Origin of the sequence: Pseudonocardia sp. WMMC193, from assembly GCF_021728735.1 — a bacterium.
GTDB classification, from domain to species: domain Bacteria; phylum Actinomycetota; class Actinomycetes; order Mycobacteriales; family Pseudonocardiaceae; genus Pseudonocardia; species Pseudonocardia oroxyli.
In genome coordinates this window covers 6,229,351-6,255,815 of record NZ_JAKKDO010000003.1, presented here as the reverse complement: position 1 = coordinate 6,255,815, position 26,465 = coordinate 6,229,351, and the positions used below count along the sequence as shown (strand labels likewise).

The 26,465-nt window shown below is 74.0% G+C and carries 22 protein-coding genes; 11 read left to right on the top strand and 11 right to left on the bottom strand.

The features are described 5' to 3' along the window. Positions 1-26: 26 nt before the first annotated feature. The gene (locus L3X23_RS32025) at positions 27-905 is read left to right on the top strand and encodes a LysR family transcriptional regulator (RefSeq protein WP_237197056.1); all 879 of its coding nucleotides are present in this window, start codon (positions 27-29) and stop codon (positions 903-905) included. Here L3X23_RS32025 and L3X23_RS32020 read toward each other — a convergent pair whose 3' ends face one another. Beyond that, positions 906-3,269 (bottom strand): PEP/pyruvate-binding domain-containing protein, encoded by a 2,364-nt coding sequence (locus L3X23_RS32020; RefSeq protein WP_237197054.1) that lies wholly within the window; start codon positions 3,267-3,269, stop codon positions 906-908. It abuts the gene before it with no gap. Between the two features lie 129 nt (positions 3,270-3,398). On the opposite strand from L3X23_RS32020, the gene L3X23_RS32015 reads away from it, so the two are divergent. Further along, positions 3,399-4,847 (top strand): MFS transporter, encoded by a 1,449-nt coding sequence (locus L3X23_RS32015; RefSeq protein WP_308116966.1) that lies wholly within the window; start codon positions 3,399-3,401, stop codon positions 4,845-4,847. Positions 4,848-4,894: 47 nt separating this feature from the next. After that, positions 4,895-5,380, top strand: coding sequence for a helix-turn-helix domain-containing protein (locus L3X23_RS32010; RefSeq protein ID WP_237197051.1), 486 nt, complete (start codon positions 4,895-4,897; stop codon positions 5,378-5,380). A gap of 26 nt (positions 5,381-5,406) precedes the next feature. On the opposite strand, the gene L3X23_RS32005 is transcribed toward L3X23_RS32010, so the two are convergent. Beyond that, the gene (locus tag L3X23_RS32005) at positions 5,407-5,790 is read right to left on the bottom strand and encodes a VOC family protein (protein WP_237197049.1); all 384 of its coding nucleotides are present in this window, start codon (positions 5,788-5,790) and stop codon (positions 5,407-5,409) included. A 10-nt stretch (positions 5,791-5,800) separates the two neighbouring features. After that, positions 5,801-6,340 carry a carboxymuconolactone decarboxylase family protein gene (locus L3X23_RS32000; protein WP_237197047.1) on the bottom strand — a complete coding sequence of 180 codons (540 nt, stop codon included), beginning with the start codon at positions 6,338-6,340 and terminating at the stop codon, positions 5,801-5,803. A gap of 334 nt (positions 6,341-6,674) precedes the next feature. On the opposite strand from L3X23_RS32000, the gene L3X23_RS31995 reads away from it, so the two are divergent. Genes L3X23_RS31995 through L3X23_RS31980 form a run of 4 tightly spaced genes read left to right on the top strand, consistent with a single transcriptional unit; the run spans position 6,675 to position 15,803 of the window. Further along, positions 6,675-8,612 carry a 3-oxoacyl-[acyl-carrier-protein] synthase III C-terminal domain-containing protein gene (locus L3X23_RS31995; RefSeq protein ID WP_237197044.1) on the top strand — a complete coding sequence of 646 codons (1,938 nt, stop codon included), beginning with the start codon at positions 6,675-6,677 and terminating at the stop codon, positions 8,610-8,612. 13 nt (positions 8,613-8,625) lie between these two features. Further along, the gene (locus tag L3X23_RS31990; RefSeq protein ID WP_237197041.1) at positions 8,626-14,160 is read left to right on the top strand and encodes a carboxyl transferase domain-containing protein; all 5,535 of its coding nucleotides are present in this window, start codon (positions 8,626-8,628) and stop codon (positions 14,158-14,160) included. Between the two features lie 3 nt (positions 14,161-14,163). Beyond that, positions 14,164-14,943, top strand: a complete 780-nt coding sequence (locus tag L3X23_RS31985) for a beta-ketoacyl-ACP reductase (protein WP_237197040.1) — start codon at positions 14,164-14,166, stop codon at positions 14,941-14,943. A gap of 41 nt (positions 14,944-14,984) precedes the next feature. Further along, positions 14,985-15,803: an SDR family NAD(P)-dependent oxidoreductase gene (locus L3X23_RS31980; RefSeq protein ID WP_237197038.1), complete on the top strand. Its 819-nt coding sequence runs from the start codon at positions 14,985-14,987 to the stop codon at positions 15,801-15,803. Positions 15,804-15,860: 57 nt separating this feature from the next. Here L3X23_RS31980 and L3X23_RS36420 read toward each other — a convergent pair whose 3' ends face one another. The 4 genes from L3X23_RS36420 to L3X23_RS31960 form a co-directional block, all read right to left on the bottom strand. Then, positions 15,861-16,727, bottom strand: a complete 867-nt coding sequence (locus tag L3X23_RS36420; RefSeq protein ID WP_237197035.1) for a DUF559 domain-containing protein — start codon at positions 16,725-16,727, stop codon at positions 15,861-15,863. Positions 16,728-16,846: 119 nt separating this feature from the next. Then, positions 16,847-17,983 (bottom strand): glycoside hydrolase family 3 N-terminal domain-containing protein, encoded by a 1,137-nt coding sequence (locus L3X23_RS31970; RefSeq protein WP_374205015.1) that lies wholly within the window; start codon positions 17,981-17,983, stop codon positions 16,847-16,849. Positions 17,984-18,157: 174 nt separating this feature from the next. Next, on the bottom strand, positions 18,158-19,141 hold the full coding sequence (locus L3X23_RS31965) for a glutathione S-transferase family protein (protein WP_237197031.1): 984 nt from the start codon (positions 19,139-19,141) through the stop codon (positions 18,158-18,160). 9 nt (positions 19,142-19,150) lie between these two features. Next, entirely contained in the window at positions 19,151-20,266 is a 1,116-nt protein-coding gene (locus tag L3X23_RS31960; protein ID WP_237197030.1) for an epoxide hydrolase family protein, read from the bottom strand. Between the two features lie 40 nt (positions 20,267-20,306). On the opposite strand from L3X23_RS31960, the gene L3X23_RS31955 reads away from it, so the two are divergent. Together L3X23_RS31955 and L3X23_RS31950 are read left to right on the top strand one after the other, a co-directional pair. Further along, a complete protein-coding gene (locus L3X23_RS31955) occupies positions 20,307-21,260 on the top strand; it encodes a YafY family protein (protein WP_237198175.1) in 954 nt (317 codons plus the stop codon). Between the two features lie 24 nt (positions 21,261-21,284). Beyond that, a complete protein-coding gene (locus tag L3X23_RS31950; protein WP_237197028.1) occupies positions 21,285-22,412 on the top strand; it encodes an acetyl-CoA hydrolase/transferase C-terminal domain-containing protein in 1,128 nt (375 codons plus the stop codon). Between the two features lie 17 nt (positions 22,413-22,429). Here the strand turns inward: L3X23_RS31950 and L3X23_RS31945 are convergent, their stop codons facing one another. Next, a complete protein-coding gene (locus L3X23_RS31945; protein WP_237197026.1) occupies positions 22,430-23,167 on the bottom strand; it encodes an alpha/beta fold hydrolase in 738 nt (245 codons plus the stop codon). Continuing rightward, the gene (locus L3X23_RS31940; protein ID WP_237197024.1) at positions 23,103-23,753 is read right to left on the bottom strand and encodes a GtrA family protein; all 651 of its coding nucleotides are present in this window, start codon (positions 23,751-23,753) and stop codon (positions 23,103-23,105) included. The genes L3X23_RS31945 and L3X23_RS31940 overlap by 65 nt, the downstream gene beginning before the upstream one ends. A 197-nt stretch (positions 23,754-23,950) precedes the next feature. Between L3X23_RS31940 and L3X23_RS31935 the strand changes: the two genes are divergently transcribed. Next, positions 23,951-24,388, top strand: a complete 438-nt coding sequence (locus tag L3X23_RS31935; RefSeq protein ID WP_237197023.1) for a hypothetical protein — start codon at positions 23,951-23,953, stop codon at positions 24,386-24,388. 63 nt (positions 24,389-24,451) lie between these two features. Here L3X23_RS31935 and pcaG read toward each other — a convergent pair whose 3' ends face one another. Continuing rightward, entirely contained in the window at positions 24,452-24,961 is a 510-nt protein-coding gene (gene pcaG, locus L3X23_RS31930) for a protocatechuate 3,4-dioxygenase subunit alpha (protein ID WP_237197021.1), read from the bottom strand. Continuing rightward, positions 24,954-25,649, bottom strand: coding sequence for a protocatechuate 3,4-dioxygenase subunit beta (gene pcaH / locus L3X23_RS31925; protein ID WP_237197018.1), 696 nt, complete (start codon positions 25,647-25,649; stop codon positions 24,954-24,956). Before pcaH ends, pcaG begins: the two co-directional genes overlap by 8 nt. A 67-nt stretch (positions 25,650-25,716) precedes the next feature. On the opposite strand from pcaH, the gene L3X23_RS31920 reads away from it, so the two are divergent. After that, complete coding sequence (locus L3X23_RS31920) at positions 25,717-26,460, top strand: IclR family transcriptional regulator (protein ID WP_237197017.1); 744 nt, start codon at positions 25,717-25,719, stop codon at positions 26,458-26,460. Positions 26,461-26,465: the final 5 nt, after the last annotated feature.

Below are 26,465 nucleotides of genomic sequence, written 5' to 3'. Positions count from 1 at the left end.
TCTCCCGGTGTTTATGCTCTGCAGGCATGAGCGCGGAGCTGCGGCACGTCCGGGCCTTCCTCGCGATCGCCGACGCCGGGACGATCACCGGCGCGGCGCGCGCGCTCGGGATCGGGCAGCCCGCGCTGTCCCGCACGCTGGCCCGCCTGGAAGGCCACCTCGGCGTGCGCCTGGTGGACCGCTCCACCCACCATCTCGCGCTGACGGCGGCGGGCGCGGCGTTCCGCGAGCGGGCCCGCCGGGTGGTCGCCGAGGTGGACGCCGTGCTCGACCCGGCCCGGCTCACCGAGTGGACCACCGCTCCCCTGCGCCTCGGCTACGCCTGGTCGGCGCTCGGCGAGCAGACCCCTGAGCTGCTGCGCCGCTGGCGGGCCGCCCGCCCCGGGCTCCCGCTCGAGCTCGTCCAGATCGACACCGCGGACGTCGGGCTGGCCGACGGGCGGGCGCACGCGGCCGTCGTCCGGGGGCGGGTGCGGGTGCCGGGCACCCGGTCGGTCCGGCTGCCGGACGAGCGGCGCGTGGCCGCGCTCCCCGAGGGCGACGAGCTGGCGGCCCGCCCGTCGGTGCTGCTCGCCGACCTGGCCGCCCGCACGGTCGCGCTGAACGACGAGACCGGCACGACGACGCCCGGGCTCTGGCCCGCGGGCGCGCGCCCGTCCGTCTCGTGGGTGGGCTCGACGGCGGAGTGGCTGGTGGCGATCGCGTCCGGGCGGGCGGTCGGGGTCACGGCGGCCGCGACCGCGGTGCTGCACCGCTTCCCCGGCGTGGCCTACGTCCCGATCGCCGACGCGCCGCCGCTGCCGGTCCACCTCGTCTGGCCCGACCCGCCGACCCACCCCGCGGTCCCCGAGCTCGTCGCCCTGGTCCAGCGGGTCAGTGGGGCGGAGGACACCCCTCGGGGGTGATCACGTGGGCAGGAGGGTCACGGTGCCCGCGCCCCCGTCGACCCGGACCCGGTCGCCGGTGTGGAGGCGTGTGGTCGCGTCCCCGCAGCCGACGACGGCCGGGATCCCGAGCTCGCGGGCGACGATCGCGGCGTGCGACAGCGGCGCCCCGACGTCCGTGACCACGGCCGCCACCCGGGGGAACAGCGGGGTCCAGCCGACGTTGGTCACGGTCGTCACGAGGATCTCACCGGGGTGCAGCGCGGCACCCTCGTCGACCGAGGTCAGCACCCGCGCCACGCCCTCGACGACGCCGGCGGCCCCCGCGAAGCCCGTGATCGCGCCGCTCCGGACCGGCGGCTGCGCCCCCTCGACCCAGACGTCGGCGCGACGGTCGGGGTCCGCGGCCCAGGCGAAGGGGTCGAAGGAGCCGCGGACGAACGACGGGTACGGCGGGAGGGCGGCGTAGCGGGCGTGCACGACCCTCCGAGCGGCGGCGCGTTCACCCAGCTCGGCGGCGCCGCGAAGGCCGGAGAGCAGCTCGTCGAGCTCCAGGAAGGCGACCGGCGGCTCCAGGATCGCGTCCGCGCGGGCCGTCCACGCCCGCAGCACCGCGAACACCCGGACCACCTCGGAGCGGGAGCGCTCCCGACCCTCGGCCGCCGCGTTCCAGGACCGCACCGCGCGGCGGACGATCGGGGCGCGCCGGGCGGGCAGCCGCGCCCACGCCGCGTCCCGCGCCGCCCGGCGGGCGTCGAGCAGGGCGCCCGCCGCGGCGGCGCCGTCGACGGTCGACGCGGCTCCCGACCCGGGAGGGGTCCCGACCTCGAACTCGTCCGGGCCGCGGTGGCCCCACCGCCTGCGGTACTCCTCCGCGGTGAGCTCACCCCGCGCGACCTGCACCGCGCCGACGACCGGGCCCATGCTCGCCAGGTCGGCGCCGGTGGTGAGGGCGGCGGCGTCGGCGGGCCCGGCGAGCTTCTCGACGATCCACCGCGCGCCCAGCAGTGCCTGCGGGTCGCTGCGGCCCGCGACCTGCAGCATGTCGCTCGCCCGTTCCAGCAACGGCCGCAGCTCGGCGTCCCAGAGCGCGGCGAGGCCGGGGGCGTCGAGGTCCGCGATCCGTGCGACGAGCGCGGCGCAGTGCTCGGGATTCCCCTCGAGGAACGCCGTGACCTGCGGCTTCTCCCGCCGCACGGTGCGCAGCATCCCCCGTGCCGCGGGGATCAGCGCCCGCACCAACGCACGCCGCTCCAGCCTCGGCCGCGGCAGGTCGACGCCGGGCGGGATCCGGCCGAACGCGGAGCCGACGAGCCTGCGGAACACCGCGCGCGGCACCCCGACCGCCCCCGCGATCGCCGCGGACTGTGACAGGTCCATGTACGGGCGACCGCCGATCCGGCCGTACGCCTCGAAGCCGGGCAGCGCGGACGTCGTCATCGCGTGCGCGCTGAAGATCCGGATGAAGGACCAGGTCAACGGCGTCGGGGTGCCGGGGAGCGCCTCACCGAGGTTGGTGTTGGTCCACAGGTGGTCGCGACCGCGGGAGTCGTTCCACGGATCGAGGACCGAGGTGATCGGGCGGGCCTGGAGCAGCGCGAACGCGCCGTCCGCGAGCGCCCACTCCAGGTCCGTCGGGTCGCCGTACAGCTCGGCGACCCGCCGGCCCAGCGCCACGAGCTCGGCGATCCGGACGTCGTCGAGCACGGCGGCCCGCCGCAGCTCGTCGGGCACCGGGCGTTCCTCGGTCCCGGCCTCCGTCACCACGGTCCTGACCGCCTTGTCCCCGGTGCGCCGCTCGCGCACCGCCCCGGTCGCCGCGTCGGCCACCACCGAGTCGGGGGTGACCGCGCCGCCGACCACGGACTCCCCCAGCCCCCACGCGGCGTCGACCAGCATGCGGTCCGTCGCCCCCGTCACGGGGTCCGCGGTGAACAGCACGCCTGCGGCCTCGGCCGCCACCAGCACCTGCACGACGACCGCGATCTCCGCGTCCGCCACCCCCGCGCGGGCCCGGTAGGCCACCGCCCGCGCGTTCCCCAGGGAGGCCCAGCAGCGCTGCACGGCCTCGAGCACGGCGTCCGCGCCCCGCACGTTCAGGTAGGTGTCCTGCTGCCCCGCGAACGACAGCCCCGGCAGGTCCTCGGCGGTGGCCGAGGACCGCACCGCCACCGCCGGCGCGCCGAGCTCGGCGTAGGCGGCCCGGATCGCCGCCGCCACGCCGTCGGGCCGCGCGCGAAAGGCCTGGTGGGCCGCGATCGTCACGTGGAAGCCCGCGGGCACGGGCAGCCCGGCGCGGGCCGCGCGAGCCAACGACGCCCCCTTGCCGCCCACCGTCGCCAGGACGGCCTCGGGGCTCGCGAGCGGGAGCACGAAGGCGTCCATGGCGGAACGGTACCGCCGCGGCACATGAGAGATACTTGGCAAACGCAAGGTTATCGCTTGCCGTTGGCAACGACTCGTGGTCACCTGAAGGTGGCCCGGTCGGGCCCCGAACGGATGGAGATCACTCCCGTGAGTGCCGGCGTGGCCGAATCGCCCAGCAGTGTCGCGACCGGGCGACCGGAGAGCCCGACCGTGGCGATCCTGGTCCTCGCGTCGTGCGGCCTCCTGATCTCGCTGATCCAGACGATGGTGGTGCCGCTGCTGCCGCAGTTCCCCCGCCTGATGTCGGTGTCGCCCTCGACCGCGGCCTGGCTGGTCACGGCCACCCTGGTCGCCGGTGCGGTCTCGGCGCCGGTGCTCGGCAGGCTCGGCGACATGTACGGCAAGCGCCGCATGCTCGTCGTCGCGCTCGTGCTGATCGTGGTGGGCTCGGTGATCGGCGCAGTCGCCCCGAACATCGCCCTGCTGCTGGTCGCGCGCGTGCTGCAGGGCACGGCGTTCGGGGTGATCGCGCTCGGCATGAGCCTGATGCGGGACATCCTGCCGCCGGGGCGGGTGGGCAGCGGCGTGGGGCTGATGAGCGCCTCGCTCGGCGTCGGCGGGGCGATCGGCCTGCCGCTGACCGGGCTCGTCGCCCAGTTCGCGAGCTGGCGCTGGCTGTTCGCCGGGGCCGCGGTGATCGGCGTGCTGCAGATCGTGCTCGTCCAGCGGCTGATCCCGGAGTCGCGGGTGCGCACCGGCGGCCGGTTCGACGTCCTCGGCGCGGTCTGGCTGGGTGTCGCGCTGGTCTGCCTGCTGCTCGCCGTGTCGAAGGGCAGCGAATGGGGCTGGGCGGGTGCGCGGGTCCTGGGGCTGCTCGCCGCGGCCGCCGTGCTGCTGCCGCTGTGGGGCGTCTACGAGCTGCGCAGGCGCGGCCCGCTGGTGGACCTGCGGGTGTCCGCCCGGCCCGCGGTGCTCTGGACCAACGTCGCCACGCTGTGCATCGGCTTCTCGATGTTCGCCACGTTCATGCTGGCCACCCAGGTCCTGCAGGCCCCGGTCGAGACGGGCTACGGGTTCGGCATGTCGCTGATCGCGGCGGGCCTGGTGCTGCTGCCGCTCGGCGGCGCGATGGTGATCTTCTCGTCGACGTCCGCGCTGATCTCCCGGCTGCGGGGGCCGCGCACCACGCTCGTCGTCGGGCTGGCGCTGATGGTGCTCGGCAACGCGGGCTTCGCGCTCCTGCCGAGCTCGATCCCGGCGCTCATCGGGATCGCGACGGTCGGCTCCGTCGGCGCCGCGCTCGCCTACTCCGCCCTGCCGCTGCTGATCATGCGGGCGGTCCCCGAGACCGAGACGGCCGCGGCGAACAGCCTCAACACGCTCATGCGCCAGCTCGGCACCTCGACCTGCACCGCGGTCGTGGCGGCCGTGAGCACGGCGATGGTGATGACCGTGGACGGCGAGGTCCACCCCACGGGCGGCGCCTTCAGCGTGGTGTTCCTCGCCGCCGCGGGCGCGGCCCTGGTCGGCATGGTGATCGCGATGCTGACCCCGGCGCCGGTCGCGGTGGGCGTCCGGGCCGAGGCGACCGCCTGAGGACGGGTTGCTGGCGACAACCCAGGCGCGCGACTACCCTGGCGCGCATGCCGGACCCCGTCGACTTCGCCGAGTGGGACAGCGGGACCTGCTCGGTCGCCCGCACCGCCGCGCTGATCGGTGACGCCTGGACGGTGCTGGTGCTGCGGGACCTGTCCAACGGGGTCCGCCGGTTCGACGACCTGGCCGCGCACCTCGGCATCGCCCGCAACGTGCTCACCCGCAGGCTGGCAGGCCTCGTCGAGGGCGGTCTCGTGGTGAAGACGCCCTACCGCGAGCCCGGGCGCCGCGAACGCCACGAGTACCGGCTCACCCCGGCGGGTCGGGACCTGCGGATCGTGCTGAACGCCCTGAAGGACTGGGGCGACGAGCACCTGGCGGGCGAGGCGGGCCCGCCGAACGTCACCCGCCACGAGGGCTGCGGCGCCGAGGTGCACGCCGAGCTGCGTTGCGCCGACGGCCACTGGATCGGCCCGGGCGATCGCCTGCGTTCCGAGCCGGGCCCGGGCGCCCGCCTACGGGCCGCCGGCTGACCGACGGACCGCGCGTTCCGCTCGGGTCAGCGGGTGTCCCGGCGCAGCGGGTGCTCCGGGGGGATCTCGACGATCCCGATCACGACGCCGTCCGGGTCCGCGATCCACATCTCGTCGAGCCCCCAGGGCTCGCGGCGCGGCTCGCGGGTGACGGTCACCCCCGCGTCCACGATCTCCTTGTGCGCGGCGGCGAGGTCGCGCACCTGCATCCACAGCGCGACCCCCGTGCGCGGGCGGTCGGCCGGTTCCGACGCGTGTCCGGAGACCTCCAGGAAACCGCCGCCGAGGTGGAACACCGTGCCGCCGGGGAACTCGCGGTAGACCGCGAGGCCGAGGCGGTCCCGGTAGAAGGCGGTGGTCACGTCCGGGTCGGCCGGGCGCAGCAGCACCCGGCCGGCGAGGATCTCCATTGCGGCGACTCTACAGCCGCGCGGCGGGCAGCCCCTCCGGCCCGACGGCCTCGTCGGGGTCGATCCGCAGGGCCGTCATGATCCGGGCCAGCCCGAGGTAGTGCGCGGCGGTCAGGGCGATCTCCACGATCTCGCGCTCGGCGAACCGCGCCGCGAGCGCCGCATAGTCCTCATCGGACACCTCGCCGTCCCGCACGAAGGACTCGGTGAACACGAGCGCGGCGCGCTGCGCCTCGTCGAACACGCTCAGGTCGCCGCGGTCCAGCGCCGCGATCTGGGCGTCGGTGCCGCCCGCGGCCTTCGCGATCGGCACGTGCTGCTCCCACTCGTAGCGCGCCGCGAGCCGCCCGACCTGGAGGATGACGAGCTCGCGCACCAGCGGGTCGAGCGCGAGGTCGGACAGGATCGCGCCGCCGTACCGCAGCCACGGCCGGTAGGCCGTCTCGGCGTGCGCCAGCATCTGGAAGACGTGCAGCGCCGGCATCGAGGCGACGGTCGAGGCGACGGCGGGCGGGGCGGTCTCGGCGGTGAGGTACGTGACGCGGGCCATGGCCTGCAGACCCTACGGAGCGGCGACGACCGCCGCCACGGCACGCCGCCCCCTCCGTCCATTGCGGACGGTGTACCCCGCTCAACTGGGCGGACCCGACGGACTCGCCGGTAGAACCATTCGGTACAACTCGCCGGTAACATTTAATCGGATACCCGACAATGACGATCGGCAGACGAGTGTAGACCCAGGTCACCTTCCGATCTCCGTGCAATTCCCGCTACGGTAATCGCACCGCCCGACGTTCTCACCTGGTCCCCGCGTCGCCGTCCGCCGCCGGTCAGACCAGGAACTTCGGCGCGCCGTGACACGGAATTCCGACTGGAGGCACCGTATGAAGCCGTTCGTGGTCAACCGCCACGGTCGCCTCGTCTTCCCGGCCAACTTCTCACCCGATCTCGATTTCTCGGTACTGGACTCGGTCGCCGCCGCCGAAGCGGTCATCACGCGCGATTTCGAGTCCAAAGCCCCTACCGGAACGGACATCGCGGGGCGTACCTACACGCGCCGCTTCGATCTGCTGCGGGACCTGGGCCAGAACCTGTTCTGGGTCAACCGGTGGGCGCTGACCCTCTACGACAAGCGCCCCACGCGCTGGCGGGACCTGCCGCGCACCCGGGAGGACGTCTTCCTCCCCACCGTCACCCCGTGGGTCGACGGCGCCGCGAAGGTCGAGGCCGTCCGCGCAGCCTGGGCGGGTCTGCCCGCCGGGCCTCACGGCGAGGTCGAGGAGCGGCTCTTCGCCCTGCTGTTCGACGTCTGGGCGCACCGTCGCCACCACGCCACGGGCCTCGCCGCCGTCAAGCCGACCGTGTCGGAGTTCCTCGACACCCCCGGCGCCCTGACCTTCGTCCTGCCCGAGCTGGAGCCGGACTACCCCGTCTTCTCCACGACCGAGATCCACGACGTCGCCGAGCCCGCCCCCGAGCTGGAGGCGCTGAGCCGGTGGGCGATGGTGCTGCACAACCAGTACCCGTGGACGCGGTCGCGGACCGAGCTGCGCGAGGCGGACGCGATCGGCGACGACGACGTCGTCATCGCCTTCCATCCGCGCACCCGGGAGGTGGCGGCGTTCCTCGACCGGGTCCGCCACGGCGCGCCCCTGAGGACCCGCCCCTCCCGGAACACCCCGACGCCCGCGGCGCCCGCCACGCCGTACCCGCCGGTGAAGATCGCCGACCAGGCGGTCAAGCCGACGATCGAGGCGCTCGCGATCGTGCGCGGTGAGCACGTCTGCGAGAACGAGGACGTCGTGCGGAACTCGAGCTTCTCCTGGTCGCCGATGAGCGCCGCGGAGATCAGCACCAAGACCGGCATCGAGCGGCGCCGCTACTCCGAGTACGACATCGGGGACCTGGCGCTGGCCGCCGCGGACGCCGCGCTGGCCCACGCGGGCCGCCGGCCCGAGGAGATCGGCGCCGTGCTCGTCGCGACCTGCACCAGCGACCGGTTGATCCCGTCGATGTCGACGTGGCTGTCCGGCGAGCTGGGGATCCTGCAGACGCACTGCTCGGCGGACATCGTCGCGGCGTGCGCGGGCCTGCCCTACGGGCTCGCCGAGGCGATCCGCCAGCTGCAGGAGGTGAACCGCCCGGTCCTGCTGGTCTGCGTCGAGAAGTTCAGCGACAAGATCGGCGCGGTCCGGACCTCCCGGATGATCTTCGGGGACGGCGCCGCTGCGCTCGTCGTCGCACCCGCCGCGGAGGGGTCGGCGGGAGACGTCGAGTACGTGCAGACCTACGCCTCCGGACCGACGGCCCAGGTGAACTCGATCATCTGGCCGAACCCCGAGTTCGACAACGACATCACCGTCTACGGACCCGAGGTGAAGGCGCTCGTGGCCCGCTACCTCGAGCAGATGATCACCGAGCTCGACGGTCTCGGCGTGCTCGACGAGATCGAGCTGATCGTGCCGCACCAGGCCAACCGGACCATGATCGTCCAGCTCGCCGAGAAGGCCGGTCTGCGGGCCGACCAGCTCTACTTCGACATCGGCGACATGGGGAACGTCTCGGCCGCCTCCATCCCGATCGCCCTGTTCGACGCGGTCCGCGACGGTGTGATCGACAAGCCGACCAGGGTCTTCGCCCCGGGCTTCGGCGCGGGTGCCGTCGGCGGCTACGCGGTGCTGACCGTCGACCCGTCGATCATGGCCCCGGAGGTCGTGCTCCCCCGCGTGACCGGCGCGGTGCCCGCACCCCGCACGCCCGCGGCGCCCGCGGCGGTCGCCCCCACCACGAGCGACGACGTTCGGGTGGCCTTCGGTGCCTGAGCGGTATAGCAGGATGGGCTCCGTGAGTTTCTCCCGGATTGCGATCGTCAACCGCGGTGAGCCCGCGATGCGGCTCATCCACGCCGTGCGCGAGTGGAACGCGGCGGGACACCACCCGCTGCGCACCATCGCGCTCTACACCGCCGTGGACCGGCGCGCGATGTTCGTGCGCGAGGCGGACGAGGCCGTGCTCATCGGCCCGGACGACCCCGACCACCTCGGCCCGTCGCCGTACCTCGACTACGCGGAGCTCGAGCGCGCGCTGCGGGTCGCCCGTGCCGACGCCGTGTGGCCGGGCTGGGGGTTCGTGTCGGAGAAGGCGGAGTTCGCCGAGCTCTGCCGCACGCTCGGCATCACCTTCGTGGGGCCCTCCCCGGAGGTCATGCGGGACCTGGGCGACAAGATCGCGGCCAAGAAGCTCGCCGAGCGCGTCGGCGTGCCGCTGGCGGCGTGGTCCGGCGGCCCCGTCGCGGACCTCGCCGAGGCCCGGGAGAAGGCGGAGGCCATCGGCTACCCGCTGATGGTCAAGGCCACCGCGGGCGGCGGCGGGCGCGGCATCCGGAAGGTGAACCACCCCGACGACCTCGCCGAGGCCTTCGAGCGGGCCTCCTCCGAGGCGGCCAAGACCGCGGGGGACGCGACCGTCTTCCTCGAGCGCGCCATCTCCGGCGGCAGGCACGTCGAGGTCCAGGTCGTCGCCGACGCGACGGGTGACGTGTGGACGCTGGGCATCCGGGACTGCTCCGTCCAGCGCCGCAACCAGAAGGTCATCGAGGAGTCCGCCTCCACCGCGCTCGACGCCGAGCAGGAGGCCCTGCTGCGCAGCTCGGCCGCCGAGCTCGCCCGCGCGGCCGGCTACGTCAACGCGGGCACCGTGGAGTTCCTCTACGAGCCCAAGGAGCGGCTGCTGTCGTTCCTCGAGGTCAACACGCGGCTGCAGGTGGAGCACCCGGTCACCGAGGCGTGCACCGGCGTGGACATCGTCAAGCTGCAGCTGCACATCGCGGGCGGCGGGAAGCTCGCCGACATCGCCGCCGAGACGCCCCGCGGGACCGGCCACGCCATCGAGGCCCGGCTCACCGCCGAGGACCCGGAACGCGAGTTCGCCCCCGCCCCCGGCCTGATCCAGCACCTCGCGCTGCCCTCGGGCCCGGGGATCCGGGTGGACACCGGCGTGGCGACCGGGGACCTCATCCCGGCCCAGTTCGACTCCATGATCGCGAAGATCATCGCGTGGGGCCGGGACCGGGACGAGGCGCGGGCGCGGCTGCTGCGCGCCCTGCGCCAGACCGCCGCGGTGATCGACGGCGGCACCACGAACAAGGCCTTCCTGCTCGACCTGCTGCAGCGCCCCGAGCTCGTCGAGGGCGACACCGACACCACGTGGCTCGACGGGCTGATGGCGCAGGGCTACACCCCGCCGCGCAGGCTCGACGTCGCGCTGCTCGCCACCGCCGTCGAGGCGCACGACGGGCACGTGGCCCGCCAGCAGGACCGGCTGTTCGCCGCCGCCGAGCGCGGCCGTCCCGAGGTCGGCGCCGAGACCTGGCACCAGACGGACGTCCGGGCCGTCGGCGAGAGCTACCGGCTGCGCGTGGCCCGCGTCCGGGCCAAGCGCTACCGCGTGGAGCTCGACGGCACGCGCGTCGAGGTGGACGTCGAGCACGTCGGCCGGTTCGAGCGCAGGCTCACCGTCGCGGGCACGACCTACTCGGTGCTCGCCGCGCCGCAGGGCAGCGACTACCTCGTCGAGGTCGACGGGGCCGTGCACCGCATCTCCGGCGGCGAGGCGGGCATGGTCCGCGCGCCCGCCCCCGCCATGGTCGTCGCCGTCCCGGTCACGGCCGGGCAGCAGGTCGCCGAGGGTGACGTCGTCGCCGTCGTCGAGTCGATGAAGCTCGAGACCGCGCTGCGCGCGCCCTTCGCGGGCACCGTGGCCGAGGTCCTCGTGCCGGCGAACACCCAGGTCGAGGGCGGGACGAAGCTCGTCCGGCTGGAGCCCGCCGCGGAGGGCGGCGCCGTCGAGGCGAGCGGCGACCGCGCCGATCTCACCGCGCTGGCGGGCACATCGGTCACCGACGACCCGGCGGACGTCGCCGCGGACGTGCTGACCGCGCTGCGCTGGCAGGTCCTCGGCTACGACGTCGACGCCCGCGAGGCCGCCCCGCTCGTCTCCACGCTGGACAAGGCCCGGGCCGCGCTGGCAGGCGCCGACCCGGCCGTCCTCGCGGGCGAGACGGCCGTGCTGCGCATCTTCACCGACCTGTCCGCGCTGTCGCGCAACCGGCGCGAGCGCGCGGGCGAGGACACGGTCGAGCCGGACGACGGCCGCAACCCGCAGGAGTACCTCCACTCCTTCCTCCAGTCCCGGGACACCGAGGGTCTGCCGCAGTCCTTCGTCGCGAAGCTGCGCCGGGCACTGGCGCACTACGGGACCGGCCCGGACGGTCCGGACCTCGAGCCCGCGCTGTACTGGATGTTCCTGGCGCACAAGCGGGCCACCGCGCACGAGGCCGTGATCCGCGGGCTCCTGCAGTGGCGGCTCGCGCACCCGGAGTCCCTGGCGCACCTGCCCGAGGACTACCTCCGCACGCTGGACGACCTCGTCGTCGCCACCCAGCTGCGGCACCCCGTGGTCGGCGACCTGGCCCGCCGGGTCCGCTACCACTGCTTCGACGCCCCGGCCGTGGAGGCCGAGCGGGAGCGGGTGCGCCGCGAGGTGCGCCAGGAGCTCGACGCGCTGCCCTCGGCGGGCGACCGGGACGCGGCGATCCAGCGGCTGGTCGGCTCGTCCGAGACGATCCTCGGGGTCTTCGCGGCGCAGCACAACGCGGCCCTGCTCGAGGTCATGACCCGGCGGTACTACCGCATCCGCGAGCTCGAGGACCTGCAGGTCATCGACGCCGTCGGGTTGCCGCTGCTCACCGCGCGCTACACCCACGCGGGCAGGCCGCGCACCGTGCTCGCCACGGTGATCGACAACAACGACCCGCGCCGCGCGCTGGCCGCCGCGAACCAGATGCGGCGCCGGGTGGAGGAGCTGCCCGAGGGCGACAAGGCCCTCGTCGACCTCTACGTCACCTCGACGCACACCGACGACGGCGGCGACCCCGACGCCCGCGCCGAGCGCGTCCGCGCCGCGGTGGGCGCCGTCCCGGTGGACAAGGTCGCCCGGATCGCGGTGGCGGTGCTGCCCAACCGGGAGGCCGACGCGCTCGCCGACCCCGGCCCCGTCTGGTTCACGCTGCGGCCCGAGGCGGACGGCACGCTCGTCGAGGACCGCACGCTGCGCGGCCTGCACCCGCTCGTGGCCGAGCGGCTCGGGCTGTGGCGGCTGTCGAGCTTCGACCTGCGCAGACTTCCGTCTGAGACGGACGTTCATCTGTTCCACGCCACCGGCAAGAACGTGCGCGAGGACCAGCGGCTGATCGCGCTGGCGGACGTCCGGCGGCTGACCGTCCTGCGGGACGGCAGCGCCGACGCGCCCTCCGGCGAGCCTGCGGGCGGCGGTGTCATCCGGTCGGTGCCGGAGCTGGAGCGGGCCATCGACGCCTGCCTGGACTCCCTGCGCAGCGCGCGCAGCGCCGACCCCGCCCTGGCCAAGCTCGGGTGGAACCGGATCGTGCTGCACGTCTGGCCGGTCGTCGACATCCCGTTCTCCGAGCTCGACGCGGTCGTGCGGCCGCTCGCGGCGCGGACCGGGGCGCTGGGCCTCGAGCAGGTCCAGGTCGACTTCCGCACCGCCGAGGGCGCGCACCTGCTGCGGCTGACCCGCCCCCCGGGCGCGGGCCTGACCGTCAAGCTCGACGAGCCGCCGACCAGCCCGATGCGCGAGCTGGACGCCTACGCCCAGAACGTCATCAAGGCGCAGCGCCGCGGCGCGGTCTACCCGTACGAGATCGTCGGGATGCTGGGCGAGTTCCAGGAGTACGACCTGCTCGACGGCTCGTTCGCGCCGGCCACGCCGGTCGACCGGGCCCCCGGGCTGAACACGGCCAATCTGGTGCTCGGCACGGTCACCGCCACGACCGCCAAGCAGCCCGAGGGCATGACCCGCGTGGTGCTGATCGGCGACCCGACCCGCGGGCTCGGCTCGCTGGCCGAGGCCGAGTGCGCCCGCGTGTGCGCGGCCATCACGCTCGCGCGGGAGCTGCGGGTGCCGATCGAGTGGTTCGCCGTGTCCTCGGGCGCGCGGATCGCCATGGACTCCGGCACGGAGAACATGGACTGGATCTCCCGGGCGCTGCGCGCGGTCGTGGAGTTCACCCAGGAGGGCGGCGAGATCAACATCGTCGTCACCGGGATCAACGTCGGCGCCCAGCCCTACTGGAACGCCGAGGCCACGATGCTCATGCACACCAAGGGCATCCTGGTCATGACGCCGGACAGCGCGATGGTGCTGACCGGCAAGCAGTCCCTGGACTACTCCGGCGGCGTCTCGGCCGAGGACAACTTCGGCATCGGCGGCTACGACCGGATCATGGGCCCGAACGGCCAGGCGCAGTACTGGGCGCCGGACCTCGGCGCCGCCGTCGACGTGCTGTTCCGGCACTACGAGCACTGCTACGTGGTGCCGGGCGAGCGGTTCCCGCGGCCCGCGCCGACCACGGACCCGGTGCAGCGGGACGTCACCACCGCGCCGCACGCCGGGCCGGAGTTCGCGACCGTCGGGGAGATCTTCTCCGCCGAGACGAACCCGGGCCGCAAGAAGCCCTTCGACATCCGCTCGGTGATGCGGGCGGTGACCGACGCCGACCACGAGCCGCTCGAGCGCTGGGCGGACATGCACGACGCCGACTCGGTCGTCGTGTACGACGCCCACCTCGGCGGCCAGCCCGTGGCCCTGCTCGGCATCGAGTCCAAGCCGGTCCCCCGGCGCGGCATCGTGCCGGTCGACGGCCCCGAGCAGTTCACCGCGGGCACGCTGTTCCCCAAGTCGTCGAAGAAGACGGCACGGGCGATCAACGCGGCGTCCGGCAACCGGCCCCTGGTCGTGCTGGCGAACCTGTCCGGGTTCGACGGCTCGCCGGAGTCGCTGCGCGGGCTGCAGCTGGAGTACGGCGCCGAGATCGGGCGGGCCATCGTCAACTTCGACGGGCCCATCGCCTTCTGCGTCGTCTCCCGCTACCACGGCGGCGCGTTCGTGGTCTTCTCCGCGACGCTGAACGACTCGATGGAGGTCGCCGCCGTCGAGGGCTCGTACGCGTCGGTGCTCGGCGGGGCGCCCGCCGCGGCCGTCGTGTTCGCGGGCGAGGTGCGCAAGCGGGTGGCCGCGGACCCGCGGGTGACCTCGCTCGAGGAGCGCATCGCCGCGTCGTCCGGCGCCGAGGCCGCGGGCCTGCGGGCCGAGCTCGCCGCCGTCCGGTCGGACGTCCGGTCGGAGAAGCTCGGCGACGTCGCCGAGGAGTTCGACTCCACCCACTCCATCCAGCGGGCCCAGCGCGTCGGGTCCGTCCACCAGATCGTCGATCCCCACCAGCTCCGGCCGTACCTCGTCGACGCGGTCCGCCGGGGCATGTCCCGAGTACTCGAGCGTCAGGAGACGTAGAAGATGACGAACGCCGCCCCTGCTCCCCGCACGGACGCCCAGCCCGAACCTCGCGTCGCCGTCGTCACCGGCGGGGCCCGGGGGATCGGGGCGGCGATCACCACCGCTCTCGCCCGCGACGGCGTGCACGTCGCCGCCGGGTACTCGTCGAACGCCAAGGCCGCCGAGGACCTGGCGGAGAAGCTGGGGGCGGAGGGGGCGTCGGTCTCCGTGCACCAGGGCAACGTCGGGTCGCCCGAGGACTGCGAGCGCGTCGTCGCCGACGTGCTGGAGCGCTACGGCCGCATCGACTACCTGGTCAACAACGCCGGGATCACCGTCGACAAGACCGTGCGCAAGATGACGGTGGACGACTGGCACGCCGTGCTGCGGGTCAACCTGTCCGGCGCCTTCTACATGACCAAGGCCGTGCTGGACCACATGACCGGCAACGGCTTCGGCCGGATCGTGAACATCTCCTCCGTGATCGGCGAGTCCGGCGCGGTGGGGCAGGCGAACTACGCGGCGTCGAAGTCCGGCCTGTTCGGGTTCTCCAAGTCCCTCGCCCAGGAGGTGGCGCGCAAGGGCGTCACGGTGAACTGCGTGGCGCCCGGCTACATCGAGACCGAGATGGTCGCGGCGGTGCCCGAGGAGGTCCTGCAGAAGCTCCTCAAGGGCGTCCCGGTCGGCCGCCTGGGCCAGGCGGACGAGATCGCGCGGGCCGTCCAGTTCCTGGTCGACGAGCGGGCGGGCTACATCACCGGCTCCGTGATCAGCGTCAACGGCGGGCTGGACATGGACTGAGCCGTGCCCACCGGTTGCCGACCGGAGGATCCTCCGGTTTCATGGCGGGCGTGCGCCACTGGTTCATCACGGGAGCGTCCGGCGGGCTCGGGCGGGAGCTGACCACCCGGGCCCTGCAGCGTGGGGAGCGGGTGACCGCGACCGTCCGGCGGCCGCAGTCGCTCGACGACCTGGTCGCGGCCCACGGCGACCGGCTGACCGTCGCGGTCGCGGACCTGGCCCGGCCCGCGGACGTCGAGCGGGTCCTCGCGGACGTGGGCCCCGTCGACGTCGTCGTGAACAACGCCGGGTACGTGGTCGCCGGGGCCGCCGAGGAGATGTCCGCGGCGGACGCCCGGGACCAGGTCGAGGTGCTCCTGCTCGCGCCCATGCGGATCACCCAGGCCTTCCTGCGGCCGATGCGCGAGCGCGGCGGCGGCCGGATCCTGCAGATCTCCAGCATGGGCGGGCAGGTCGCCGTCCCCACCCACAGCGCGTACCACGCGGGCAAGTGGGGGCTCGAGGGCTTCACCGAGAGCGTGGCGCAGGAGATGGCGGAGTTCGGCGTGCACCTGAGCATCGTCGAGATCGGCGGCACCCGCACCGGTTTCGCGACGGCCATCCGGTTCACCGAGGAGACCGAGCCCTACCGGCACGGGGCGACCGGGCGGGTCCGCCGCGGCCTGGAGTCCCTCACACCCGAGTCCCTCACCGGCGACCCGGCGAAGATCGCCGCCGTGATCGACGAGCTCAGCCGAGACCCCGCCCCGCCCGTGCGCGTGACCCTGGGCACGGACTCCCACCAGGCCGTCCACGCCGCCCTGACCGAGCGACTGAACGTCCTGGAGTCCCAGACTGTCCCGTCCGTGGCCTTCACATGATCGTCGGGACTGGAGCGGGAGCCGCGCTGAGCGCGGATCCCGCTCCAGTCGCGGTGATCATGCCGCCAGGGCGAGGGCGCGTCGGACCACCGCCCGCACGTGGTCCGGCCGCTGCGTGACGTCCGCCCAGGTGAATCGCAGGACGGTCCACCCGGTGAGGGCGAGGGAGTTCTGCTTGGTGCGGTCGCCCTGGAACCGGCCCGGCTCGACGTGCCAGGCCCAGCCGTCCAGCTCGATCGCGACCCGCTGCTCCGGGAAGGCGACGTCCGCCTCCCAGGAACCGATCCGCAGGTTCGCCACCCAGCCGGTGAGGTGCGCGTCCCGCAGGATCTGGAGGAACAGCCGTTCCAGCCTCGACGCCGTCCGGTCCTGCGCCGCCACCAGCAGCGGGCGCAGCCGAGACCATCCCCGCGCGCCCAGGTTGCGGTGGTACGCGGCGACGAGGGGCGGCAGGGGGACGTGGCGCTGGAGCGCGCGGTCGAGGAAGGCTGCGCCGTCGGGCAGCGCCAGGGCGGTCTCGAGGACCGTCAGCTCGACCCCGGTGAGTCGGATGCCTCGCCGGACACCCAGATCCTCCGGCGCGAGGTCGCGACGGCGGACCGCGATCCCCGGCCGCCCCCGCAGACGACTCCGCTGCGGCACGGTCACCCCGGCGACCGGCGGGGCGCGGTCGGCGAGGCCGTGCACGAACGCCGCAGCCGGCCCGGACAGCACGCCGCGCGGGCCGAGCCACAGCGCGACCGCCCAGGTGCGGGACGTGTCGGTCCACGGATGGTCGGACGCGTGGAACACCCGCGGGTGGACCTGCCGCCAGCGCCGCGAACGCACCCGCCTGCGCACGGCATCGTCCGACAGGCCGCAGGTGAGGGCCTGCCCGAGGCCCACCGTGCCGCCCTGTCGCGCGAGTACCACCGCGAGATCCACGGCGGGGAGGATGCCCGACGGCGACGATCCCGGAGGCGGATCGGGAGAAGACGTTCACATGATCACCACGACTGGAGCGAGACCCGCGCTGAGCGCGGATCCCGCTCCAGTCGCGGTGATCATGTGCCGCGGGTGCAGAGGCCCTTCGCGGCCAGGATGCGCTCCACCGCCTGGTCGGTGTCGGGGAGACCGGCCTGCTCGACGGCGTCGAGGATCGGGCCCGGCCGTTCGACGTTGCTCACCAGCGCCATGTCGGCGCCCGCCTGCAGGGCGGCGAGGCTCGCCTGGGCGGGGGTGAAGCTGCCGCTGATCGCCTTCATGGCGCCGAGGTCGTCGGTCATGACCATGCCGTCGAAGCCGAACTCGCCGCGCAGCAGCTGGTAGACGGCCGGGGTGAGGCTCGACGGCAGCGACCCGGTCAGGCCGGGGACGTCCAGGTGGCCGACCATCACCCCGACGTGCTCCTGGTCGAGCGATCCGAGCAGGTCGGCGTAGGGCTTCAGGTCGTCCTGGCGGAGCTGGTCCAGCGGCGGCACCGAGACGCGGCCCTGGTGCGAGTCGCCGGAGGAGTGCCCGTGCCCCGGGAAGTGCTTGAGCACGCCGTAGACCCCCGCCGCGCGCTGTCCCTCCTCCCAGGCCCGCGCGTACCGCGTGACGACGGCGGGATCGTTCGAGAACGACCGGTCGCCGATGACGTCGGTGCGCGGCTGGTCGGACACGTCGACGGTCGGGGCGAGGTTCCAGGTCACCCCGCGTGCGAGCAGCTGCCTGCCGCGCTCCTCCCCCAGCGCCCGCACCTGCTCCGGGGTCCGCTGCGCCATCTGCCGGGCGCTGGGCAGGTCGCCGTCGAGGGCGTCGATGCGCTGGACGCGGCCGCCCTCGTCGTCGACCGCGACCGCGACCTTCGTCGGCGAGGCCTGCTGGACGGCGGCGAGCGCGTCGTTCTGCAGCAGCGCCGTGGGGTTGCCGCCGATGAAGATCCCGCCGACGTGGGAGTCCCGGACCGTCGCCACGGCCGCGGCCGGGTCGGCGGGGTCCACGCCGATCATCAGGCGCTGGGCCACCCGGTCCCGCGGGCTCATCGCCGCGACCAGCGGGGTGCAGGTGTTCGGGTCGGGTGCGGGGGCGGCGGGGGCCGAGGCCGGGGCAGCGGCGTCCTCCGGGGCCGGGTCGCTGTGCGACGAGAGCCCGATCCCCCCGCTCACGCCGGCGACCAGCGCCCCCACCACGAGTCCGGTGGTGAGGACGGAGACCATCCGCCGCCGTCGTCGGGGCGCGGGCCGATCGGGGTCGGTCCGCGCGGTCTCGCCGGGAGGGAAGCTCTCGATCCGCATCGCGCCCCAGTGTCCCCGACGCGGGACTCGCGGGTTCGAACCGGGGGACTCGCGCACCCGCGAGTCCCTCGGTTCGGACCCGCGGGTCGGACATCCTCAGGCGGGCGGCGGGACCTGCTCGCCCTCGACCGGGGGGCCGGGCGGGGTGCCGTCGCCGAAGGGGCGGCCACCCAGCGCCTCGCGCCCGTGCGGCTCCAGCCAGCCGGACGTGTCGGGGCCCTTCGGCACGATCCCGCTCGGGTTCAGGCTCCGGTGCACCCCGTAGTAGTGCTGCTTGATCTGCAGGAAGTCGATCGTGTCCCCGAAGCCGGGGGTCTGGAAGAGGTCGCGGGCGTAGGCCCACAGGACCGGCAGCTCGGTGAGCTTCGTCCGGTTGCACTTGAAGTGGCCGTGGTAGGCCGCGTCGAACCGGACGAGGGTGACCCACAGCCGGACGTCGACCTGGGTGATCCTGTCCCCGAGCAGGTAGCGCCGCCCCGCCAGCCGGGACGAGAGCGCGTCGAGCCGGGCGAACAACGCGTCGTACGCCCGGTCGTAGGACTCCTGGGAGCGGGCGAAGCCGCACTTGTACACGCCGTTGTTGACGTCGTGGAAGATCTCGTCGCTCAGCGCGTCCAGCTCGGCGCGGTGCTCCGCCGGGAACAGGTCCGGCGCGCCGGGCCGGTGGAACTCACGCCACTGCGTCGCGAGGTCCTCCTCCAGCTCCAGGTACGCGTTGGTGGCGACCTTCCCGCTCGCCACGTCCACGACCGCGGGCACGGTGACGCCCGCGGAGTACCCCGGCACGGCCCTTTCGTAGGCCTCGCGCAGGTACTCGATCCCCAGGACCGGGTCGACGTTCCCGGGGTCGTTGTGGAAGCGCCAGGACCGCTCGTCGTGCAGCGGACCGGCGATCCCCAGCGACAGCACGGGCTCGAGCCCCAGCAGCCGCCGGGAGATGATCACGCGGTTCGCCCACGGGCAGGCCCGGGCGCCCACCAACCGGTAGCGCCCGGGCTCGACCGGCCACGACGAGGACCCGTCCGCGGTGATCCGCTCCTGCACACCCAACGGTTCCCGCACGAAATCGCCGTCGCTCATGGTCGGAACCTACCCACGGGAGAAGAAGGCGCGCACGTCGGCGGCCACGTCTCCCGGCCGCTCCAGCGCCGCGAAGTGCCCGCCCTCGGCGAAGGTGCTCCAGTGGGTGATCGCGGAGTTGTCCCGCTCGGCGAAGGCCCGGATCGTCTGGAAGTCCGCAGCGAACACCGCCACCCCCGTGCGGGCCCGGTTGACCTGCGGTTCCGCGCCCGCCCGCGCCTCCTCGAAGTAGAACCGCGCGGCCGAGGCCGAGGTGTTGGTGAACCAGTACAGGGACGCCTGGGTCAGCACCTGGTCGCGGGTGACCAGGGACGTCCCGTTGCCGAAGCTCTCGAACAGCTCCGAGTACGCCAGCTGCCCGACGGGTGAGTCCGACAGCGCCGCCGCGACCGTCTGCGGGCGGGAGGCGTTCATCTGGTTGTAGCCGCCGACGGACTGGAACCACTGCATGAACTCCAGCGCCGCGTAGTCCGCGGGGCCGAGGTCCGCGAACTCCGCCGGGTCCCCCGAGGGGAACGAGAACAGCTGCAGGACGTGCAGGCCCAGGAACCCGGGCGGGTCCAGCAGCCCCAGCTCGCGGGCGACCATCGCGCCGGCGTCGCTGCCGTGGACCCCGTAGGAGGCGTAGCCGAGCTCCCGCATCAGGGTGTCGAAGGTGCGCGCCACCTTCGCCAGGGTCCAGCCGGTCCCGACCAGCGGCGTGCTGAACCCGAAGCCGGGGATCGACGGGATCACCACCGAGCAGGCGTCCTCGGCCCGCCCGCCGTGCGCGACCGGGTCCACCAGCGGCCCGATCACGTCGAGGAAGTCCACGAAGGACCCCGGCCAGGTGTGCACGAGCAGCACCGGGACGGCGTTCGGCTCCGCCGACGGGACGTGCAGGTAGTGGACGGTCTGGCCGTCGATCTCGGTGAGGTACTGCGGGAAGGCGTTCATCCGCTCCTCCTGCGCCCGCCAGTCGAACCCGTCCCGCCAGTACCCGACCATCTCGGCGAGGTAGTGGTTCGGGGTGCCGTAGGTCCAGTCGTCTCCGGGCGCGGGCTGCGGCAGCCGGGTGCGGGCGAGGCGGTCGGCCAGGTCGTCGAGGTCGGCCTGCGGGATCCGGACCGTGAAGTTCGTCGTCATGGGGAGGACGGTAGGAGGCGATTAGGCTAGTTTTGGTCCTATTCCACCCAGGAACCGTCTCCTGACCCTCCTCGGCCTGCTGCAGACCCGTCCGGACTGGACGGGGACCGAGCTCGCCGAGCGGCTCGGTGTGAGCGGGCGGACCGTGCGCACCGACATCGCGCGGCTCCGCGAGCTCGGCTACCCCGTCCACGGTGTCCGCGGCGGTGCAGGCCACTACCGGCTGGGGGCGGGCGCCAAGCTCCCGCCCCTGCTGCTCGACGACGCCGAGGCCGTCGCCGTCGCGATCGGCCTGCGGGCCGCCACCGGGGTCGGCGGTCTCGAGGACAGCAGCGCCCGCGCGCTGGCCAAGCTCGAACAGGTGCTGCCGGACCGACTGAAACGGCAGGTCGCGGCCGTGCACCAGGCCACCGACCAGGGGCCGCGCAACACCGACACGGCCGATCCCGACCCGGAGGTCGACCCGGCCGTGCTCACCGCGCTGGCCACGGCGATCCGGGACCGCGAGCACGTCCGGTTCGACTACCCCGGCGCGGAGTGGCCCCTGCAGGTCGAGCCCTACCGGCTGGTCAGCTGGCAGGGCCGCTGGTACCTGGTCGGCCGCACCGACACCTGGCGGACCTTCCGCGTCGACTGGCTCGGGCTGCGGATGCGCACCGGTCTCCGCTTCACGCCGACGGCGCTGCCGGGCGGCGACTACACGGCGTTCGTGCTGCGGGACGTCGCCTCCACCGGCTGGGCGGTCCACGCCCGCATCACCGTGCACGCGCCCGCGGCCGTCGTCCTGGCTCGGATCAACCCGGCGGTGGGGCTCGTCGAGCAGCGGGACGACGAGACGTCGGTGCTGGTCACGGGGGCGGACAGCGTCGAGACGATCGCGGTGTACGTGGGGCTGCTGGGGCTGGACTTCACGGTCACCGAGCCGCCGGAGCTGGTCGACCGGGTCCGGGCGCTGGCCGCCCGCTACGAGCGCGCCGTCACACCCCGGGAGTGATCGCCCTGTGGTCGAATCGGGGCCATGGTGAGTCTGGACGCCGTCGTCCGCCCCGGGTCCCGTGTCCTGCTCGGGGACGGCTGCGGCGCGCCCTCCTCGCTGTACGGCCCGCTCAGCGAGGTGGCCGACGGGGTGCGGCTCGTCCTCGGCTGGCTCCCCGGCCGCGCGGACGGCCTGGACCTGGGCGCGTTCGCGGACGTGCGGGTGCTGGGGGGCGGACCCGGGCTGCGGCGGCCGATCGAGGCGGGCCTCGCGCACGTCGTGCCGTGCAGGCTGTCGGCGATCCCGGGCATCCTGGCCTCGACGCTGCGGCCGGACCTGGTGATCGCCCAGCTGGTCCGCGGGCCGGACGGGCTGCACCTGGGCGCCGAGTCCTCCTACGTCCGAGGGGTGATCGACGCGGGCGTGCCGGTCGCCGCGGTGCTCAGCAGCGCGGCCCCGCTCGCCGAGGCGGGACCGCCGATCCCGCCGGAGCAGGTCACGATCGTCGGCGAGACCGACGAGCCGCCCGCCGTCATCCCGAACGCCACTCCCACCGCGGCGGACGAGACCATCGCCCGCCACATCGCCGCGCTCGTCCCCGAGGGCGCCCGCGTGCAGGTCGGGCCCGGGAGGCTCGCGCAGGCGATGGTCGGTGCACTGGAGGTGCCGGTGCACGTGGACTCCGGGCTGCTCCCCGAACCCGTCGTCGATCTCGACGAGAAGGGCCTGCTGCGGTCGGCGAGCGCGGCCTACCTGTGCGGCACCGAGCGGCTCTACGACTGGGCGCGCGGCCGCCGCGTCCTGCACCCCATCGAGCACACCCACGACCTCGGCCGACTGTCCACCGGGACCCCGCTGATCGCGCTCAACGCCGCCCTGGAGATCGACCTCGACGGCCAGGTCAACGTCGAGGGCATCGGCGAGGTCGCCGCCGGGATGATCGGCGGCCACCCGGACTTCGCCGCGGCGGCCGCCCGCGGGCGGGGGGTGTCGGTGATCGCCCTGCCGAGCACCGTGAAGGGCGAGCCGACGCTCGTCGAGCGCCTGTCCCGGCCCGTCACCACCGCCTCGCACGACGTCGAGGTGGTGGTGACCGAGCGCGGCGTCGCGGACCTCAGGGGCCTGGACCGTCGGGAACGCCGACACGCCCTCGCCGCCCTCTGGTCCTGACCGCGCCCGCATTGTGGTCAGGCGGTCAGGAACTCCCGTAGGGCCGCCAGCGTCGCGTCGAGGTTCTCCTCCACCAGGAAGTGGCCCGCCTCCGGGATCGCCCAGCCGGTGACCAGGGCGGGATCCGCGGCCCGGGTCCGCCAGACGTCCACCGGCGACTCGGCGTACCCGCCGACCGCGCCGCGCTCCCCCCACAACACCAGGGTGGGGCAGCGCAGCGGGCCTGCCGTGGCGTCGTGCTCCACGTCGATGCCGGCGCCCGCGCGGTAGTCCTCGAGCATCGCGTGCCGGCGCGCGGGATCCGCGAACGCCTCCTCGTAGACCGCGAGGGCCTCCGCGGGGTGCGCGTCCAGGCCGCTCCCCCAGCTGTCCAGGACGGCGTGCAGGTAGCCGATGGGGTCCCCGGCGAGCAGGTTCTCCGGGATCGGGGCGGGCTGCAGGTACAGGAACCAGTGGTAGTAGGCGGTGGCGATGCGCCGGTCCACGGTGGCGTAGACGTAGTCGGTCGGCATGATGTCCAGCAGCGCCAGCCGGGTGACCCGCTCCGGGCGGTCCTGGGCGAGCCGGTGCGCGGTCCGGGCGCCGCGGTCGTGGCCCACCACCGCGTACTCCGAGAAGCCCAGCTCGGCCATCAGCGCGGCCGGGTCCGCCGCCATCGCGCGGAACGAGTAGTCCCCGTCCGGCGCGAGCTCAGACCGGCCGTATCCCCGCAGGTCCGGCGCCACCACCGTGTGGTTCTCGGCCAACGCGTCCATCACCGGCCACCACATCACGTGGCTCTGCGGGTACCCGTGGAGCAGGAGCACCGGCGGCCCCTGGCCCGCGCGCTCCGCGTGGATCGTCGGCCCGGACCCCGATGTCGTCACCGTCTGCCTGATCATGGTGGGTATCGAACACCCAGACCTTGAGCACGAGGAAGCGCAGCAGCCCGCCCAGCACGCTCGCCGCCGTGACCGCGGCCGTCTCCTGGAGGGTGGTCGCGCCGTCGATCAGCTCGTCCACCACCAGCAACACGGCCGAGCTGTAGAAGGCGTAGAACACGACCGTGCCGAGGTCCTGGACCCAGACCCGCCAGCGGTGGGCGCTCGCACCGTCGAAGGTGAACCGGCGGTTGAGCTCGGTGCTGACGGCCGTGCTCAGCAGCAGCGCGACGAGGTTCGCCGGGATCGCCTCCAGCGCCACCCGGAAGAGCAGGTACAGGCCTGCGTTCACGGCGGTGCCGACGCCGCCGACCAGGGCGTACCGCGTCAGCTGCGCGACGACCGGCAGCCGGAGTCGCAGGTGCGAGAGGTCTCCGAACGGGGAGTGGAAGCCCGCGGCGCCGATCGCTCTGCTCGTCACCGTCGATCACCTTCCTCCGCCTCGTCCCGGTACGAGTCCCTTTATCGCACCGCGGAGTGGGCGCCCGCTCGCTCCCACCTGTGGGAACGCTGTGAAAGACGATCTCCAGTCCGCGATGTGACCAGGACTACCCGTCACCGTTCCGTGGCACGCGCGTTGACCCTGTGAGGTGGATCGCCCCCGGTAGGGTGATCCGTGTGCACTCGATCGGGGGGTCCGGAATGCGCCGCACGGTGGTGACAGTGGTCTCGACGGCGCTGCTCGCGCTGGCGGGGGCCGGCATGGGTGCGGTCGCGATGGCCCAGACCCCGGGCACCCCGCCCGGCCACGCCTACGGCACCTACGTGGCGATGAACGGCACGTCGGACGAGGGTGCGTGGTCCCCGCAGTCGGACGCGATCGTCGATCCCGAGCTCGGGACCTGCTACGACCTGACGTCCTTCGCCACCGGTCCGGCGGAGTGGACGGAGTCGGTCAACCGCACAGACGCCGTCGCGCTGTTGAGCGGCAAGTCCTGCGCGGAGCTCACCGAGGGTGAGCCGGACGCGCAGCACCACGCCCCGCGCTGGACGCGGCCGCACGAGAACTCGAGCGGGTTCACGTTCCGCTCGGTCCGGTTCAGCAACATCCCCTAGCCGAGATGAACCTCAGGGCGATCCGACGGGGGTCGGCATCGCCCTGAGGTTCATCTCGGCGGGTCAGAAGTCGAAGAACACCGTCTCCTGCGCACCCTGCAGGTGGATGTCGAAGCGGTACTCCGTCTCGCTCACCCGCTCCGCGATCAGGGTGTGCCGCCGCTCCTGCGGGACCGCGGCGAGGACGGGGTCGTCCCCGGGCTCCGGCAGGTAGATGCGGGTGACCACGCGGTCGAGCAGCCCGCGGGCGAACACCGAGACGTCCAGGTGCGGGGCCTCGCCGGGCAGCGCGCCGGGCAGCAGGGTGTGGACCTCCCAGCGGCCGGTCCCGTCGGTGCAGCTGCGGCCGAAGCCGCGGAAGTCCGTGCCGCCGGACAGCGGGTGGGGGAACCGGCCCTGCGGGTCGGCCTGCCAGGTCTCGATCATCGCGTCGGTGATCGGCGCGCCCGCGCCGTCGTAGACGGTGCCGCCGATCGTCACCCCGCCGGAGGGGACGACGTCCGGGCCGTCCGCCCAGTCGAGGCCGATCCGCAGGTAGGGGCCGACGGTCTGGGACGGCGTGAGCTCAGGCATGGGGCTCCTCGAACGGGGTCTGATCGCGGCCGCGCAGCACGATGTCCCAGCGGAAGGCCAGCGCCCAGGCGGGCTGCGTCGCGTCCATGTCGAAGGCCGAGACCATCCGTTCCCGCGCCTTCTCCGGCGCGGAGCGGTAGATCGGGTCGAACGCGAACAGCGGGTCGTCCGGGAAGTACATCTGCGTGACGAGCCGCTGGGTGAAGGCCTGGCCGAACAGCGAGAAGTGGATGTGGGCGGGGCGCCACGCGTTGTGGTGGTTGCCCCACGGGTAGGCGCCCGGCTTGATCGTGGTGAACGAGTACTCGCCGAGCGAGTTGGTGACCACCCGGCCGCCGCCGGTGAAGTTCGGGTCGAGCGGCGCGGCCCACGTGTCGTTCACGTGGGCGTAGCGACCCGCGGCGTTCGCCTGCCAGACCTCGACCAGGGTGTCCGGGACCGGGCGCCCGTCGGAGTCCAGGACCCGGCCGGTCACCACGATCCGCTGGCCCTGCGGCTCGCCCGCGTGCTGGCGGGTGAGGTCGTGGTCGTTCGGCCCGATGGTGCCGTGCAGCAGCGGGCCGGTGACCTCGGTCAGCCGCTGCGGCACGACGATCGGCGCCTGGGTGGGATGGCGGAGGCCGGTGCTCTTGTACCCGGGTGAGTCCAGCGGTGGATGGACGTCTTCGGCCCGCACGTACTGGTGCATGCGGTCAGCCTGCCCGGTCTCGCACCCCGGTTCGACATCGCTTCCGCTCTGCGGAAGAATCGCAGGCGTGAGCGTCGCCGCCCGGGTGCTGGACGTGCTCGGCGCCTTCACCGACGCCACCCCCGTCCTCACCCTCACCGAGATCAGCAGGCGCACCCGCCTGCCGCTGACCACCACCCACCGGCTCGTCGGCGAGCTCGCGGCGTGGGGCGCCCTGGAGCGGGCGGACTCCGGCGCGTACCGCGTGGGGCTGCGGCTCTGGGAGGTCGGCTCGCTGGCCCCGCGGGGCGTCGGGCTGCGGGAGCGGGCGATGCCGTACCTGGAGGACCTGCACGAGGTCACCCGGCACAACGTCGTGCTCGCCGTGCTCGACGGCGCCGAGGTCGTCTACGTCGAGCGGCTGTCCGCGCACGACGCCGTCAGCATCCGCAGCCGCGCGGGCTCCCGGATGCCCGCCACCGCGACCGGGGTCGGGCTGGCCCTGCTCGCCCACGCGGATCCCGAGCTGGTGGACCGGGTGCTCGCCGCGCCGGTCCGGCGGTTCACGCCCGCGACGGTCGTGGACCCCGCGGAGCTCCGCAGGCTGCTCGGCGAGGTCCGGCGCACGGGGGTGGCGATCAGCGTGCAGCAGATCGAGCTCGTCTCGCAGTCGGTCGGGGCGCCGGTCCGGGACGCGACGGGTGTCGTCGCCGCCCTGTCGATCGTCGTCCCGGCCGAGTCCAACCCCCACGCCTACGCCCCGGCCGTGCTGGCCGCGGCGCGCGGGATCTCCCGCGCCCTCACCGGAGCGAACGGCGCGCTCGCTCGGTAGGTGTG